General features: G+C 60.4%; 18 protein-coding genes and 2 pseudogenes. 5 read left to right on the forward strand and 15 right to left on the reverse strand.

The features are described 5' to 3' along the window. Positions 1-10 precede the first annotated feature (10 nt). The 12 genes and pseudogenes from trbH to FHT28_RS31065 form a co-directional block, all read right to left on the reverse strand. Positions 11-490: a conjugal transfer protein TrbH gene (trbH, locus tag FHT28_RS31010; protein WP_168598313.1), complete on the reverse strand. Its 480-nt coding sequence runs from the start codon at positions 488-490 to the stop codon at positions 11-13. Beyond that, a complete protein-coding gene (trbG, locus tag FHT28_RS31015; RefSeq protein WP_168598314.1) occupies positions 490-1,344 on the reverse strand; it encodes a P-type conjugative transfer protein TrbG in 855 nt (284 codons plus the stop codon). The genes trbH and trbG overlap by 1 nt, the downstream gene beginning before the upstream one ends. 17 nt (positions 1,345-1,361) lie before the next feature. Beyond that, on the reverse strand, positions 1,362-2,024 hold the full coding sequence (locus tag FHT28_RS31020; protein WP_168598315.1) for a conjugal transfer protein TrbF: 663 nt from the start codon (positions 2,022-2,024) through the stop codon (positions 1,362-1,364). Positions 2,025-2,039: 15 nt separating this feature from the next. Further along, positions 2,040-3,230, reverse strand: a complete 1,191-nt coding sequence (gene trbL / locus FHT28_RS31025) for a P-type conjugative transfer protein TrbL (protein WP_168598316.1) — start codon at positions 3,228-3,230, stop codon at positions 2,040-2,042. Beyond that, positions 3,224-3,451 (reverse strand): entry exclusion protein TrbK, encoded by a 228-nt coding sequence (trbK, locus tag FHT28_RS31030; protein WP_168598317.1) that lies wholly within the window; start codon positions 3,449-3,451, stop codon positions 3,224-3,226. Before trbK ends, trbL begins: the two co-directional genes overlap by 7 nt. Next, on the reverse strand, positions 3,448-4,257 hold the full coding sequence (gene trbJ, locus FHT28_RS31035; RefSeq protein WP_168598318.1) for a P-type conjugative transfer protein TrbJ: 810 nt from the start codon (positions 4,255-4,257) through the stop codon (positions 3,448-3,450). The genes trbK and trbJ overlap by 4 nt, the downstream gene beginning before the upstream one ends. Beyond that, on the reverse strand, positions 4,229-6,697 hold the full coding sequence (locus tag FHT28_RS31040; protein ID WP_168598319.1) for a conjugal transfer protein TrbE: 2,469 nt from the start codon (positions 6,695-6,697) through the stop codon (positions 4,229-4,231). Before FHT28_RS31040 ends, trbJ begins: the two co-directional genes overlap by 29 nt. Before the next feature lie 11 nt (positions 6,698-6,708). Next, positions 6,709-7,008, reverse strand: coding sequence for a conjugal transfer protein TrbD (locus FHT28_RS31045; protein ID WP_112440585.1), 300 nt, complete (start codon positions 7,006-7,008; stop codon positions 6,709-6,711). Next, complete coding sequence (gene trbC / locus FHT28_RS31050; protein ID WP_037198356.1) at positions 7,001-7,405, reverse strand: conjugal transfer pilin TrbC; 405 nt, start codon at positions 7,403-7,405, stop codon at positions 7,001-7,003. The genes FHT28_RS31045 and trbC overlap by 8 nt, the downstream gene beginning before the upstream one ends. Continuing rightward, on the reverse strand, positions 7,395-8,366 hold the full coding sequence (trbB, locus tag FHT28_RS31055; RefSeq protein WP_168598320.1) for a P-type conjugative transfer ATPase TrbB: 972 nt from the start codon (positions 8,364-8,366) through the stop codon (positions 7,395-7,397). The genes trbC and trbB overlap by 11 nt, the downstream gene beginning before the upstream one ends. Then, the gene (locus FHT28_RS31060) at positions 8,363-8,998 is read right to left on the reverse strand and encodes an acyl-homoserine-lactone synthase (protein WP_168598321.1); all 636 of its coding nucleotides are present in this window, start codon (positions 8,996-8,998) and stop codon (positions 8,363-8,365) included. The genes trbB and FHT28_RS31060 overlap by 4 nt, the downstream gene beginning before the upstream one ends. 338 nt (positions 8,999-9,336) lie before the next feature. Further along, a pseudogene (locus FHT28_RS31065) lies at positions 9,337-10,065 on the reverse strand (IS1595 family transposase); the annotation flags it as partial. Between the two features lie 5 nt (positions 10,066-10,070). Here FHT28_RS31065 and FHT28_RS31070 point away from each other — a divergent pair. The 3 genes and pseudogenes from FHT28_RS31070 to FHT28_RS31080 all read left to right on the forward strand — a co-directional run. Next, positions 10,071-10,517 (forward strand): annotated as a pseudogene (locus tag FHT28_RS31070) (type II toxin-antitoxin system HipA family toxin); the annotation flags it as partial. A gap of 266 nt (positions 10,518-10,783) precedes the next feature. Further along, positions 10,784-11,197 carry a SyrB-like regulator gene (locus FHT28_RS31075; protein WP_112440583.1) on the forward strand — a complete coding sequence of 138 codons (414 nt, stop codon included), beginning with the start codon at positions 10,784-10,786 and terminating at the stop codon, positions 11,195-11,197. Positions 11,198-11,339: 142 nt separating this feature from the next. Beyond that, on the forward strand, positions 11,340-11,873 hold the full coding sequence (locus FHT28_RS31080; protein ID WP_168598286.1) for a hypothetical protein: 534 nt from the start codon (positions 11,340-11,342) through the stop codon (positions 11,871-11,873). Between the two features lie 60 nt (positions 11,874-11,933). On the opposite strand, the gene FHT28_RS36525 is transcribed toward FHT28_RS31080, so the two are convergent. Beyond that, positions 11,934-12,248 (reverse strand): DUF736 domain-containing protein, encoded by a 315-nt coding sequence (locus FHT28_RS36525; RefSeq protein ID WP_051963856.1) that lies wholly within the window; start codon positions 12,246-12,248, stop codon positions 11,934-11,936. Positions 12,249-12,700: 452 nt separating this feature from the next. Further along, entirely contained in the window at positions 12,701-13,018 is a 318-nt protein-coding gene (locus tag FHT28_RS31090; protein WP_168598322.1) for a hypothetical protein, read from the reverse strand. A 335-nt stretch (positions 13,019-13,353) separates the two neighbouring features. Between FHT28_RS31090 and FHT28_RS31095 the strand changes: the two genes are divergently transcribed. Further along, positions 13,354-13,587, forward strand: a complete 234-nt coding sequence (locus tag FHT28_RS31095) for a hypothetical protein (protein ID WP_168598323.1) — start codon at positions 13,354-13,356, stop codon at positions 13,585-13,587. A gap of 83 nt (positions 13,588-13,670) precedes the next feature. On the opposite strand, the gene FHT28_RS31100 is transcribed toward FHT28_RS31095, so the two are convergent. Continuing rightward, complete coding sequence (locus tag FHT28_RS31100; RefSeq protein ID WP_037198346.1) at positions 13,671-14,498, reverse strand: helix-turn-helix transcriptional regulator; 828 nt, start codon at positions 14,496-14,498, stop codon at positions 13,671-13,673. Positions 14,499-14,571: 73 nt separating this feature from the next. Between FHT28_RS31100 and FHT28_RS31105 the strand changes: the two genes are divergently transcribed. Next, positions 14,572-15,507, forward strand: coding sequence for an NmrA family NAD(P)-binding protein (locus FHT28_RS31105; protein ID WP_037198345.1), 936 nt, complete (start codon positions 14,572-14,574; stop codon positions 15,505-15,507). Positions 15,508-15,665: the final 158 nt, after the last annotated feature.

The raw sequence follows: 15,665 nt of genomic DNA on the forward strand, positions 1-15,665 counted from the left end.
TTGTTCTCCCTCACCCCCGCCGCATGAGCGACAGCGCGCTGGCGGGCGTAACGCCCGATGTCGTCACTGTGTAGGCCCGACCCAGTTCGACCGTGCTGGTCGAGAGCCGTGCGAGCACCTGGCCGTCATAGGGCATGATCACATAGGCGAGCGAAATGATGGGCGCGCCGCTATCCGTCTTCTGATCGGTTACAACGGCATAACCCCATCCCTTCAATGCCGCTTCAAGCGCTTGTCCGCACGCAGAACCATCTTGTTTGAGCGCAACGGTCGCCTTTCCCTGTCCGATCTGTTCGGCAAGCCGGCTGACCATATCGCCGGCGATCGCGCCCGCGGCTGGTCCGGAAACCTCAGGCGGTGCTGCGCTATTGACGAGAGCGCCACCATCCATTGACTGACATCCGGAAAGGAGGATGGCGACGACGCAGGCCGCGGCAGGGCAGCGGAAGCGGCGGAGGCGGTTCGGGCTGTAGCGAAAGAGGTTCAGCATCACCGCCCTCCCCTGCTGATCGTCACCTTCTGCTGTTTCCAGCCGACGCCCGAGACAAGGACAGCACGATCAATATTGTAATCGACCACCATCATGTTGCTCTTCATGCGATAGTTGACGATGCGGTTCTGGTCGCCGGAGACAACGAAGAGAACCGGCGCATCCTGACCGGAAATCGACCGCGGAAACTGGATGTAGGTCTTTTGCCCATCCGAATAGACCCGCGTCGGCCGCCAGCCGGCACTGCCGGAGACGGAATAGGCAAAGCTTAATTGCTCGGCCGGAACCCCGGCGCCGGGAATGGTGCTGGCTTCCAGCCGCGCGTTGACATCGGCAAGCTTTGCTGAGACGTCCTCTGGATATTCGAAACCGACGCGCGCCATGTACTGCGTGGCATGCGATTTCAGCTGGATATGATAGGTGCGCCGCGACGTCGTCACGACCATCGACGTGACCAAACCCGGCTCCGACGGCTTGACGATCAGGTGGATCGCCTGCCCACCGGCCGCACCCGAGGTAGCCGGCTCCACCTTCCAGCGTACCGTGTCGCCGACCAACACATCGCGTACGACCTCGCCACCCTGAAGCTCGATGTCGCAGACCTGCAACGGCGAGCAGACGACGGACGGCTGCACTTCGCCATAGAGGAAGACCACCTTTCCATCCGCGCCTTTCGTGACAAGGCCGCGGCTTCCGCGCCACTGCGTCGAGATGCCCATCCCCTTCGCCTCGTTCGCCGTGACGCCATCAGCGGCAAGTGCGTAGGAGGTGGGAGAAGCCATCAGCGGCGAAATCATCAGCACGGCTGCGCTCGCAGTCAGGGCGGCCCATATTCTGGAATGTCTTATGTTCATGTTGGGAGCCATGCCTTTCAAAGCTGCGCGGTCCAGTCGAAGTCCCTGAGATAGAGACCGATGGGATTGAGACGGATGACGCCCTCGTCCTGAGGCGGCGTCAGTGTCACGGTGGCGACGCCGCGGAAGCGGCGCGTGGCGGTCTCCTTACCGCGGCGGTCGCGTTCGAACTCGGTCCAGTCGATCTGGTAGCTCTGGTTCGATAGAGCGACGATGTTGTTGACCTCGATCGCCACCGTCGCGGTCTTCGCCTTCTCGAAGGGCGAGTTAGAGCGAAACCAGGCATTGACCTTTTCCGTCGCGGGATCGGAGGTGCGGAGCAGCCCATAGGTCCGGTCGATATACTGCTTCTGCACGACCGCATCCGGCGTGACGGATCGGAAGTTCAACACGAAGCTGCCAAGTGTCGCGCGCACCACCCGTGGATCGGCATATTCGATCTGCTGCGGAAAACCCGCATTGACTGATGTGCCGAGCTTGTCGACTTCGACGATGTAAGGGATCAGCTTGACCTGGGTGCTCTGGTACAGCGCGTAACCAAAACCGACGACTGCCATTGTCATTCCGGCAATGCCGACGGCACGCCACGCGGCTGCCGCTTTGACGTACGAGCCATACCGTTCGTTCCATTCGTTGCGGGCGGCGATGTAGGGATTATCTGGAACATTCTGTCCGGCCATTCTGTCAGCCTCCTGTCACTTGACGTCGTTGATCGGCGGTGGCGGAGGCGGTGTGCCCGGCCGGCCAGATGGCTGATCGAGCTTGGCGTTGGCAAGGCCGAGCATCGACCCGGCATAGGCGCCGGGCGAGCCAATCGCCTTTTCCTTTGCTGCCGAGCCGACTGCGCCGGCCGCTCCGCCAATCCCGGCCTGCATGCCGCGCAGCGCCGCACTGGCCAAAGACGCGCCCCCTGCCCTTGCGGCACTCGCGGCTCCGAAGCCTCTGTTGGCCGCATCGATCGTCAGGAACCCGGCGCCGAGTGCTGCGGATGCGGCCTGCCCGCCATGACGGATGGCTTCCATGCCGCCGCCGACCGATGCGCCCTGGACCACGCCCTGCAGGATGGGCGGCACATACATTGCGATGACGAAGACCACGACCGAGATGCCGGCAATCGCCAGCGTGGTGATGAACTGTTCCGATGTCGCAGTTGGCGCCTCCGCCAGACCGAGAAGGATGTCCGAGCCGATCTTGGCGATCATCACCAGCGCCATCAGCTTCATGCCGACGGAAAAGGCATAGACCAGATATTTGATCGCAAAGTCCTTTGTATGGGAAGAACCGCCGAGCCCGAGCATGATCATGCCAGCGAGCAGGCCGACATACATCTCGACCATCACGGCGACGAAGATCGCAGCCACCAGCGAAAACGACACGACGACGACGACCATCGCAAAGACGGCAGCGATCGCGAGCGAGTTATCCTCGAAGAGCCCAAACTTCGCTTGTTCAGACATTTTCGTCGCGACACGAATGCCGGCATCGAAGATATTCGCGGGAGATGCCGAGCCGCCACCGGCGCCGATCTGGTAGAGACTGTCGACCACGGCCTTGGCGAACTCCGGCCCCCTGTCGAGGATGAAGGCGAACAGGCCGATGAACATGATGCGTTTGACGAGTTCAGCGAACCAATTGTCGAGCGAAGCGGCGTTGATCGCCAGCCATACGGCAGCGATGCCGACTTCGATGCCGGCGAGTATCCAGAACAACGAGCGGGCGGCATTCATCACCGTCGTCTCCCAGCCCTTCGCGGCAGTGACGACGGAATTTTCGAGTGTGGTCAGTACCTGGCCCTGTTGTGCCATCGCCGGCGTGGTCACCACCAGGACGACCGCAATCGCGATAAACACCCGTTCGAGCGTGCGAGCAGAAGGAACGGCTACCATCGCGGCTTCATCTCCTGGCCCCCGCGAATGTCGCGGCTCGCGTCTCCACCGAAGAGCTCTTCACGATGTCGGCGCCGGTCTTCATCGGAGGGAGAGCCTGTCGCGATCGCGTCAGATCCGGAAACGGGCTCCGGCCGAAACACGATCCAGGTGATGACACTCGCACCCCCCGCGCAAACGATCGCTACAAGGGCGATAATGACGATCAGACGCGTGCTCACCAGCGGGGCTCCATGGTCTGGCCGCCTCTGATATCGCGCTCCGTTCCGCTGAAGAATTGTTCGCGCCGCGCTTGTGCCAGATCTTTCTGTGCCTGTTCTGACTGGAACCACGTGCCCATCATCGTCATCTGCTGTGAGACCAGACCCCGCAGCTTCTGCATCTGGGCGACCTGCTGTGCTGCAATTTCGTGACCGACCTGCAGCGCCTTCATCTGGCCATCGGCCGATTCCGACATCGATCTGAGCTGCGACATCGTGCTCTCCTCACTGGAGAATTGCTCGGCCGTCAGATTTGCGGCCTTGAGCGTGCCGGCGATGGTGTCGCGATTGGTGTCGGACCAGCTCTGATAGGTCGTCGAGAAGCTCGCGCCGCCCGGCAGGCTGCTCTTCATGTCCGCGAAGCTCTGGAAGCGTGCTTTCAGGACATCGTCGACATTGCCCATGGAGAAGGCGACGCCCTGTCCTTGGTTGACGACGGTCTGAAGGTTCTTCAGATCGCTTTCGACCTGGCCCCAGATGTGGTTTGGAAGCTGCGCGGTGTTCTGCAGCATGTTCTTGTAGATGTTGAGCTGATTCTGGATCTGCTCGGCCAACTGCGAGATCTGGGTAATCTGGTTGTTCACCTGCTCAGCGGACTTGCCGACGAGCGAGATCAGTTCGGTATTGTTGGCGAGCTGTGTCCATTCGGTTGCCTGTCCCGTTACGCCGCCGGCCTCAGCTGGAAGCGGGAAAGCGCAAGAGAGCATGAGGGCCACACCGAGCGCGGCGTGCCATATCCTATTCGGTTGGGAAGAGCGTGTGGGCATGGGCGATCCCCCTTTGCTGGAGCCAATGGAGAGGCCAGGAAGCCCCATGTTCAAGATGCAGGGCGCGGATGCGCTTGAGGTCTTCCTTTCCGGACGCTCCGACAAAGGAGAGCGCGACGGGGCCGAGCGCCATGTCGAACAGACGGCGCCCTTCGGGCGACACGACGTAATAGTCCCGCTTCGGGATAGCGGTCGCGACGATCTCGATCTGCCGCTCGTTGAAGCCGATGCGCTCGTAGAACTCGCGCGTGCCCGGTTCGCGGGCGGCCCCGTTCGGGAGACAAATTTTGGTTGGGCAGGATTCCTTCAGCACATCGATGATGCCGGAGCGTTCCGCGTCCGAGATCGACTGGGTGGCGAGCACCACGGCGCAATTGGCCTTGCGCAGGACCTTCAGCCATTCTCGGATCTTGTCCCGGAACACCGGGTGGCCGAGCATCAGCCACGCCTCGTCGAGGATGATCAGGCTGGGCGCACCGGTGAGCCGCTTTTCAATGCGTCGGAACAGATAGGTCAGAACAGGCACAAGATTGCGCTCGCCCATGTTCATCAGTTCCTCGATCTCGAAGCACTGGAAGGCGCCGAGCGCCAGGCCGTCCTCCTCGGCATCAAGAAGCTGTCCCATCGGACCATCGACGGTGTAGTGATACAGGGCGTCCTTGATCTCGCGCATCTGTACACCCGAGACAAAGTCGGAGAGGGAGCGGCCGCGCGACTCGGCCATCAGCCCGATCTGCCGCGAAATAGCATTGCGGTAGTCCGGCGTGATCGTCACACCTTGCAGCGCGACCAGCATCTCGATCCACTCGGAGGCGAAAGCACGGTCGCCGTCGGTCGAGAGTTCGGCCAGCGGGCAGAAGGAAAGTGCCCTCACCTCGCCATTCGCCGACGGGCCGATATCGCCGCCGATCTGATAGTGGTCGCCGTCCAGCCCGAGTGTCAGCGGCAGCATCGAGCCCCCCTTGTCGAAGGCGAAGATCTGCGCACCGGCGTAGCGTCGGAACTGGGCTGCAATCAGTGACAGCAGTGTCGATTTGCCCGATCCGGTCGGGCCGAAGATCAGCGTGTGGCCGACATCGTCGACATGCAGGTTCAGCCGGAAGGGTGATGACCCACTGGCGACCTGCATCAACGGAGGCGATCCAGCTGGGTAGAATGGGCAAGGTGCGGTCGGGCTTCCCGACCAGACCGAATTGAGCGGGATGAGGTCGGCGAGATTGCGCGTGTTGATCAATGGTTCACGGATGTTGGCATAGGACACGCCCGGTAGGCTGCCGAGAAACGCATCGGTCGCGTTGATCGTCTCGATCCGTGCGCCAAAACCTTCTGCCTGGATCAGGCGGCGAACAGCCTCACACTTCTCCTGTAGGCTTGGCTGGTCTTCATCGAAGAGAACAATGACCGGGGTGTAATAGCCGTAGGCCACAAGTTGCGACGAGGCTTCGGCGATCGCGTCCTCGGTCTCTGCCACCATCAGCATCGCGTCTTGATCGAGCGATCGCGATTGCGTCTGGAAGAGCTGATCGAAGAAGGGTCTGACCTTCTGCTGCCACTTCTTGCGCGTGCGTTCGAGCCTTGCGCGTGCCTCCTCGGCGTCAAGGAAGACGAAGCGGGATGACCAGCGATACGTGAGCGGCATCAGGTCGAGACTGTTGAGTATTCCCGGCCAGCTTTCAGCGGGCAGGCCATCGATCGCCACCACGCCGAGAAACCGGTTCTCGACCAGTGGCGTCAGTCCGTGCTGCAGTTCGGCCGTCACCAGCCAGTCGAGATACATGGGGATATCAGGCAGGCGCACCGGATGGTTCTCACCAGTGATACAAAAACGGATGAACTGGAAGAGCTCATCGTATCGGGCGACACGGAACCCACCGCGATCTGAGGTTTCCCGCGTCATCATCCGACGGATCGAGACGACATTGGCAAGGTATTGCTCGACCTCACGGATCGAGGTCAGGAAGCTTTGCAACATCGTGTCGGCATAGGTCGCGGAACGGCTCGCCGCATCCGAATAGACATACCGCGTCAGGCCGGAGCGCCGCGGCTCCGGCGGCCGCCAGGTCAGGATCAAAGCATGGCGGCTCTCGAAATGCCCCCTTTCCTTCTGGAAGTGCATGCGTCGCTCGTCATCGATGGCGCGGGTGACTGGATCGGGGAAGTGCGATTCAGCCTCATCAGGGTAATCACCGGTCGGCACGCGCACGGCCTCGACCTGGATCATCCAGCCGGAACCAAGCCGCGACAGGATGGCATTGATTTGCCGCGACACCTCGTTACGCTCGGCGTCGGTCGAACTTTCGCTGTCGGGGCCGGCAAAATACCAGCCGGCCATGAGCGAGCCGTCCTTCAGGAGAATGACGCCGTTGTCGACCAGCCCGGCATAGGGAACGAGATCAGCAAAGGACGGTCCGGAATGGCGGAAAGATTTGAGGGCAACCATGCCATACCCCCTCAATACCTGCGCCACGGCGACGATGTCGCGCGGTAGAACGTCTTGTAGGAGATATGCCGGACATAGACTCGTCGCATCAGCGGATCGGCCTTGGCCATTGATCGAAGGGCCGCGACCGTGATCAGCCAGACCGCGACGCCGAACAGCGCTGCGTACCAGGTCAGGACCACGAAGATCAGGATGACGGCGGCAAGCGCCGTCAGCAAGACAAGCTCGCGATCGGCGCCCATCAACAGGTTGGGGCGCGACAGCGCCCGGTGTACCCGCGACCGGATGAGGTTGGAACCGGCTTCAGCCACGCCCCTCCTCCCCTGCGGTGGCCGGCGTCATCGTGGGCTCGGTCATGCTGCGCCCAGCCTGCGAATGAGCCTCGCCGATCGACGCGCCGGTTGCGCCGAACAGAGCGACGATCTGAGTAGCGCCGAGGAGAACGCCGCCGACCAGGGCGACATAGCAAAGGCGACGAGCAAAATCGTTGAGTTCCCCGCCGAAGATCAGCATGGCACCGGCGATCGCGACTGCCGCAAGCGCAATGAATCCCGCGACGGGTCCGGTGATCGACTGCTGGATCTGCTGCAGTGGTGATTCCCACGGAAGGCCGCCACCTCCTGAGGACGCCAATGCGGGCTCCGAAAGGTTAAAGGAGACGGCGGCGAACATAATGGCTGCGAGAATGAGATAGGTCTTACGCGACATGGCTGTCCTCATCGGTCTGGGCATAGTGTTCGGTCTGGTAGTGGTTGTTGCGGTATCCCTCGATGTGGATCACCTCGCGGACCCGCCTCCCCTTCCCCGTCCGCTCGATGGAGACGACGAGATCGACCGCCTCACCGATCACCTCCTGCATCGGCTGCTGGCTGGCCTCGGCGGTCAGTTGCTCGAGCCGACGCAGCGCCGACATCGCGGTGTTGGAATGGATCGTGGTGACCCCGCCAGGATGACCCGTGTTCCATGCCTTCAGCAATGTGAGAGCCGCGCCGTCGCGGACCTCACCGACGATGATGCGATCAGGCCTGAGACGCATCGTGCTTTTCAGCAGTCGCGCCATATCGATCGTATCGCTGGTATGCAGGCAGACAGCGTTTTCTGCTGCGCACTGGATCTCGGCAGTGTCTTCAAGGATCACCATGCGATCATCTGGTACGGCCGAGACGATTTCGGCGATAATTGCGTTGGCGAGCGTGGTCTTGCCGGAGCCAGTGCCCCCGGAAATGACGATGTTCATGCGGGCGTCAATGGCACTGCGGATGGCCGATGCCTGTTCTTCTGTCATCACCTTCGAGGTCACGTAGTCGTCGAGCGGGACGAGTCGCGAGGCGCGGCGCCGGATCGTGAAGGCAGGTCCGGATACGACCGGCGGGAGCAGACCCTCGAACCGATGGCCACCGATGGGTAGCTCGCCCGAGATGATCGGACGCTTGTCATCTGCCTCCGACTGCAACGCATGGGCGACGCTGCCGATGACGACTTCCGCAGCCGCTGGTGTCATGACCCCGGCTTTGGCTACGCCGTGACCGAGACGTTCGATGAACAGTCGGCCGTCAGGATTGAGCATAATCTCGACGACTGTCGCGTCGTCGAGGGCGACGCAGAGCTGGTCGCCAAGGGCGTCCTGGAGTTTGCGGACAAGTCTAGTATGGGAACGAAGCTGAGTCACGCTGCGCTCCTGACCGAGTGATTATCAGTGCGCGAGAGAATAGACCGATAGTTCGCCGGGCGGACCTGTTCGAAGCTCTCCTGGTCCGCTGGAAGTGTGCCGGCAATGGCGACGGTATTGCCAATCGCCACGGGTTCACCCAACCGCGCCATCGGCCATCCCGCCCGGTTCAGGATGCGCTCAAAGCGCAGATCGGTGGCGGTAGCGATCTTGTCGTAGCCGTTCGCCATCGACCATTCGATGATTCCGGCGAACATGGTAAGTGTTGCAAGGTGGAGCTGCCCCCCTCCCCTACCCGCGGGCAAAGTTGTATCGACGCAGAAGCGGGAACTCTCGATCATCGCACTGGTCGCATTGAGCGAACCTTCCGCCAGGAGCTGCGGAAATGTCAGTTCGAGCATGGTCGGGCCGACTGCGGGAAGGAGGCGTGCACATCCGACCACATTGCCGCCGGAGATGGCGAGGATGTAGGTCGGATCGAGGTCGTCGTATTGATCCCGCTCGTCACCGTCCACGATGGTGACGTCCCATTCGAGCCGCCCGCCAAATATGTCGGCGCGCAGCCGATACATCTGCTTCAGAAGAATTTGATGCTCGACAAATCGGTCGGGCGAGATCGCAAGAACCTGCATCCTTATCTCCGCGTGAACTTCGTCTGGCGGGATCAAGATCACCACAAACCACGATTGGCCATCTGCAGATCTGCAGAGGCCGATTCTCGTGAGTCGGGGAGCCGTGGTGGAAATCGAGCCAACATGGGTGTGCAAAACCGGCCGGATTCTCTGCAGATCTGCAGTTTCCCCTGCATCTACCTCTTGGGTTAATTCTGCCTAACTGTCAGTAACACTTCGCAGATTCGGCAAAGGTGCGCCGGTCGGGGTATTGTCACAATAATTGTATCAAATCCTGAAAATTATCGTGACTAAAGGGGGTCAGAACAAGAGCAGTCCGAAATCGTACGCGGTGTTTATCAACCAAAGACAGCCACGGCAGATTTGATGGTGATGCCTCCGCTATGACTACGGCGCATTTGGCGGCCGGTAGCAGCACGGAAAACTTGCATTAATTGCAGTGCAGGAGGTACTCGTGACCAAAGGATCTTCGTGCGTTCCTTGCCGCTTTGGCTTTTCTGTACCGCTTGGCCGGTAACAACGCGCTGGGACCATCTGAAGCCGATTTCATGGAAATACAGGTCGGCAAGTTCTGGGCTGACGTGGTGAAAGACGCCTGCAATGGTTCGCCGGACCCGTGCATTAAACCCCTCGGCTGAATTGACGTGGACGGCATCCCGGACATATTCGCGGCTGGAGTGGTTGACCGTCTCGTGTGCGGCAAAGCTTTCGCCTATGGCAACGAATGCCTTTGCCTCGTCACTCATCAAATGCGCTCGAAGTTCAATTTGTGTTGCAACCGCTCGAACGGCAGCACGCAACGAAAGGCCGGTGACGACAGCCGCACAGGCATCGCCGGCACTTGAACCAGAGATGATATCTGTCGGTCGTTGCACGATCGCCATGACCGGCGTCTTCTCCGTCTTTACCTGTCCCTTGCGGCCTCTTCCGGGTGGTGGATTATCGGGATGCTTTCTCGGTCTGCCACCAAGATAGAAATGGTCGACTTCCACCGTGCCGTCGAGCATGTGCTCGCGCGCCACCATGAGGCGCAACGCATGACCGATCCGCCAGGCCGTCGGTTGGCTAACCCGATGCAGCCTTCCAGCTTGCGCGTGACAATGACTGGTTTGACGAAAGGCGTGCTGCTGAACGTTTCCTCAAACGGAAACCAGCGGGCGCCATCACCGTTACCAACCAGGCCGCACTTGATCTGATCGTGGCCTGGCACGGGGCACCGATCGGCAATCTGGCGCATGATGGCTTCGAATGGCGATGGAAGGCGTCCGATCCGGATGGTCCGCCGCTTGTGGGCCAGATCACGCCCGGCAGATTACCGCCCTTCATTGAAGCGCTCGTCCCCGAAGGCTGGCTCAACAGGGTGCTGAACAGCCCCGACGAGCGAGCGGAACTGTGCATCGGTAAGCGGTATCTGTCGAACATCACAATTGTGGAGCGGGTAAGCGAATTGGCTGCCTTGCCGGCCGATATTCTGCTCACAAGGCTGAACAGCTTCGCGGCAAATCACCTGTTCACAGGCAACCCCGCAGCTGTGCCAACGAGGTGGGTCGCAACGACAGGCGGCAACTGGGACTCATGTTAGTCGGAGAGGAATGACGGTACAGCCGCTCTTCAGTCAGACATGCCTCATCGAGCCCGCGTTGGACCGGTCCCTCGTCGCGCAGTGAAAGGAATCGCACGTTGCGACACCTCAAGCACCGATTGCACGCGAAAACACGGCTCCCCGCATTGACTTTAATTCGCAACGAATCAAAAGCTTGGCCCGCCTGACAGAGGAGAACACTGATGGCCGACGAAAACACAATTGAAACAACTGCGACCACCGAAGCGCCGGCCGCAGTCCCCGCCGAAAAGAAAACTCGCAAGCCGCGGACGCCGAAAGCTGTCGCTGAAGCCAGCACCGTCGATGCTACCGCTGCGCCTGTCGAAAAGCCGGGCAAGAAGACGCGTGCGAAGCGTGGCTCCAAGACGGCTCCGGTCAAGGCCGAGAAGGCAGCTGCCGCACCGAAAACGGCCGCCACTCGCAAGCCCCGCGTTGGTGCTGCTGCTTCCGCTCTGGTCGCCACCCCTGTGGGCGGCATTGACGATATCGCCGACCTCATCAAGCTTGAGGAAGAGAATAAGCAGCTTCGTAAGGAGCTCTCCGAAAAGCTGCGCGCCGAGAATGCAGATCTGCGCAAGCGTCTTGGCAAGGCCTGATTTTCGTTTTGGAGCGGCGTCGCGCGTTCACACGTGATGGCGCCGCTGATCTTTCGTCTGATAGGGCCAGGATGAATGCGGTTCTGCTGACAATGAATGACCGCGGCAATGTCCCGCCGCCACGCTTTGAAGGTTACATGTGATGAGAACACCATGGAGATTTGTGGCTGACCTGGTGTCGCGTAGACCGAAACCACATAGTCAAGACGAAAGCCCCGCAGCCGCACCCAAGACCATTGCTCTCGAATACAAACCTGCCCCCGAAGAGAAACATCCGGGTCCCGAGACAACCGCCGTTGATCTCGTCCCAGCGACGCTAGTCGAAGAGACTTCACCCGCGCCGCACTCCGACCCAGAACCTGCGACCGCCGTCGGCGAAACAGCGCCTCCGATTGAAGAAGACGTTCCTGTTTCCACGCGAACCAAAACTGCTGAGGCGCTGGTGAAGCCAGTGCCTACACGCAGAAAGAAGGTTGCGCCGATTTTGGAGCCGGTGGTCTCCGTCGACCAAACCGGCGACGTCGCGCATGCTGTCGCTGCGGCCCCAAAATCATTCATCGACGAAATGGCCGACCTCGACGCAGAGGTCGACGCGTTGCGACGTCAGCTTGCAGAGAAGCTCATCGAGCAGAACGCGCAATTGCGCAAGATGCTCGCCAGGTTCGACGTGCGCTAATCGCAGACCGCCATTCCCGACGGGGAAAGGCTCCGCCCGAGGTGGAGCCCGTAATCTTCATCAATCCCGGTTCGGGCGGGACCAGATGAGCTGGAGGCCATCTTCGCCTTCGACTTCGGCGAGCGCTGCGTAGATCGGAGCCGGGAAGCTCGGATCGTCAAGCTCGACCGAGAGATAGTCGCGGCCTTGCTCGGAGGTCTTCTGCCAGGCGGCGCCCAGCTCGACGCTGCCGGCGTAGACGCGGAACTGTGGGCCCTTGTCTGAGGAGTTCTCCACCCGGGCGATGCAGGCCTTGACGTTGAGGGCGAGAGTGCGAATGGAGCCGGTGAAGCCGTTTCCGCCATCCGTTTCCGGTGCGACTACCGGCGGCTGCACGATTCCGACGGCCTTGATCGTGGCCAGCATCAGCGCATCGGCCTGCGGCGACGACTTCGACTGGCGCATCCGGTCGGGGTTTTCTTTGAGCGCGCGTGGGTCAACCTTCATGATCTGCATGGGATTTGTCCTTGTCTAGAGGGTTCGGACCGGCGCCTTGCCGGCCCTTCCTGTCTTCATCTTTCCGAAGACACCTCCCGGACCGCCGAGCGGCAGGACTGCCGCAACTGCAGCTGAGCATCCCTGCTGTGCAGGACGAGCGGGGCTAACAGCCCTGCGAAGGACAAGCAGCCGGGATGACGCAGGCGGCGGTTGAGCGACAGCGCCGGCAGGAGGACCGATCTGCGACGGGTTCATCCTTCCTGCTTTTTTTTTCGATCATCACTTATCAGTTCGAGCCGGAACTCGAAGACGATAGAATGCTGGCGGAAAGCAATTTTTTGAGGATGCGACTAGGTTCGGCGCCCCAGTAGGGCCAGCGCGTCAGCCATCATGCGCTTCAAGATCAGTTTCCTGCTTTCCGGTGCGGCTAAGGCAGCTTCGGGGATAGCGACAGCAGTGGGCGATGGATTGATGGTTTCGGACGGCGAGACCGGGAGAGGCTCTTCGACCACTGCGGCAACAACGACGTGCGTGATCGTTGTTTCATCCGATTTTACCGCGACGGTGACCTGTCCTCCGGAGCGGAGGCGGTCGACGCCCGTTTGAGCGGCCTCCTGCTCATCTTGAGCTTCGACAAGCGATGTCTGCGTCACCAGAAAAAATGGCATGTGTTCCCACGGAGTGTTTGACTACAGATCTCATCCGCAAAGCGGTTGCGGTCAAGATGCAGCACCTCGTTTGCGGTCGCCTCCGACACAAAAAAGGCGCTCGACCCGTGAGGGGAGCGCCTTCTTTTGTATCCCGGGACAATATCAAACGCCGCGGCGATTGCAGCGAGCAGGATATCGTCCGCACAGGAAGTGACCCCCAGATATTGTTGACGAAGAAGAATTTCAAGTCGTGATCTAGGGTCAGGGCTGATTGATTGAGCCAGAAGATGAAGCTTGCAGCGAAGGCAATTGCCGAGAGGAAGGTGTGAGCGCGTCGATCGTATCGGGTATGGATGGCACTGGATCGGGCCGGCTTGGGCATCGCGGATCTTGACGTGATCGAGTCCGGCGAGGACTTTGCCGCAAAGGCGTGCGCCGTCGCCCGCGAACTGACGCTCCATCCCGAACGAGTGAACCCGAACGGGAGCAGCATTCCGGCGGATACGCCGCGATCTGGGAGCGCTTATAAACGAGTCGCGCTTCTCGGCTTGCGCTCGCTAGGCCAAGTCCGCGAAGACCACTGCTAAGCGCCCGTTGGCTGGCGTCCTCAGGCTTTAGGCAGAAAGTAAACTTAGGATTGTCGCCGCCGATACCTCGGATGGGCAACATCTCACGCGCGCTCAGCGCTCAAAAGCCGATCGGCAAAATAGCGCGATGGCGTGGTCCCAAGCGCCTTCCTGAACATGACGATGAAGGCCGTCGTTGATTCGTACCCTAAGTCGCCTGCCACCTGTTGGACTGTTGCACCGCCGGCAAGTTCCCGCAGCGCGATGACGAGATGTAGCTGGCGCCGCCAACGGCCGAAGCTCAATCCTGTCTGTTGGATCATAAGCCTCTTCAACGATCGCTCACTGACGGCGACATGCTCAGCCCATTGGCCGAGGGTACGGCGGTCGCTCGGGTCTGCCAAAAGAGCCGCAGCGATCAAGGCAATCTTTGGATGGTCAGATATAGGTAGTTCCAGGCCCTCACGCGGCATTAGCGCGAGCTCATCGAGCATGACCCGCACGAGACGATCGACATGAGCGTCGCGCGCATCGCCTTCTGATAGTTCCGCTACCCGGAGTATCATCTCCCGAAGCATCGGCGATACCGAAAGCGTGCAGCATTCAGCCGGAAGCATGGCCGCGCCGGGCTCGACAAACAGGTATGTTAGACGAGCATTGGACGTCACCTGATTGCTGTGAGGAACGCCACCGGGCACCCAAAATCCGCAGTCGGGAGGAACGATCCAGACCCCACTTTCCGCTCTGCAGGTAACCGCGCCATGGAGCGCCACGATCAGTTGACCCTGCCGGTGCTGGTGCAGCAGCCCCTCGGCTTCATAGTCGGCGAAGTCCATCCTGATTGCCATCGCCGGCCCATGCGAGAGGCTCAGATCGCAAGCGGTACTGCAGGGAGGTCGCTTATTCGACGATTGGCCCGATTTCGAGATCATATGGCATTATCTCCAATTTTGCTCGCGACGCAATCCTTTAGGATCTTGGTCAAACAACTATAGGAGATTAGCCATGCGTATCGCCGTGGTTGGCGCGACCGGCAGGATCGGTGCCAAACTTACCGAGAACCTCTTGGCCAAAGGCCATTCAGTCAAAGCCCTTTCGAGAGGAGGGCCCGCCCTCGATGCACTTGTCGCGAAAGGAGCAGAACCGTTCCTTGGTAGCTTTGACACGGGTGCTGGTGAGCTTAGCACGTTCTTCGAAGACGTTGACGCTGCTTTCCTAATGGTCAAAACCCTTTGGGCTGCCGAGGACCTTCATGGGCACTACCCTACGGTAGCGCTTCGGTTTTTCGACGCACTTCGGGATTCCCCGGTGAATTTTGCCGTGAGCCTGACCGGAATGGGATCCGAGGTCAGCGGGAACACCGGCCATTTCCAGGGCTTCCATATCCTGGATCAGATCCTCAACCGACTACGCGACATCAATTTGGTGCACTTGCAGGGTGGCTGGTTCATGGAGGACCTGTCCAGGTGGGTCGACTCGATCGCGCAGCACAATGGGATCGGCTGGTCGCTTGACCCCAACGTCAAAGCTCCTTGGGTTGCCATCCAGGACATCGCGGATTTCGCGGCGAAGGAGTTCGACACGCCGACTGACCGGCACCGATCCGTAAAGCAACTGGGCATCGATTACACCATGCCCGAGATCGCCGCGACTATCGGCCGGGCACTCGGTAGAGAGGTGGACTATCGCTTCGTCGATACGAGCGATCGTGAGGTCGAGACGGTATTCCGGGAGCGGTTCGGAACTCTCGAACGGTGGGTCTATGATAAGAACACCTCGGCTGCTCTTAACGACAGGCGTGTAAAGTTCCACGATGATCGTCCGGTGCTGCCCACGACAATGGAAGAATTCGTCAACGACACCCTCAGACCGCTGATCGAGAAAGCGCGGACGGATGGCGTCAAACCAGAAACCTTCCTAACGTGGAGCTCACAAGGATAATTGCTGAGTTAGATCGGTGGCCTGATAGATCTCGCCGCCCATCAGGAATGCCAGGTTAGGCAGCATGAGCACAGATCCCGAGATCCGGAGGGCCATTGCTCAGCGTGCGATCGATCGGCGGCAGCGCGGGTCTGCCGATCGACACGGATCACCGAAAA

The organism is Rhizobium sp. SG570, assembly GCF_012275345.1.
Taxonomy (GTDB): Bacteria; Pseudomonadota; Alphaproteobacteria; order Rhizobiales; family Rhizobiaceae; genus Rhizobium; species Rhizobium lusitanum.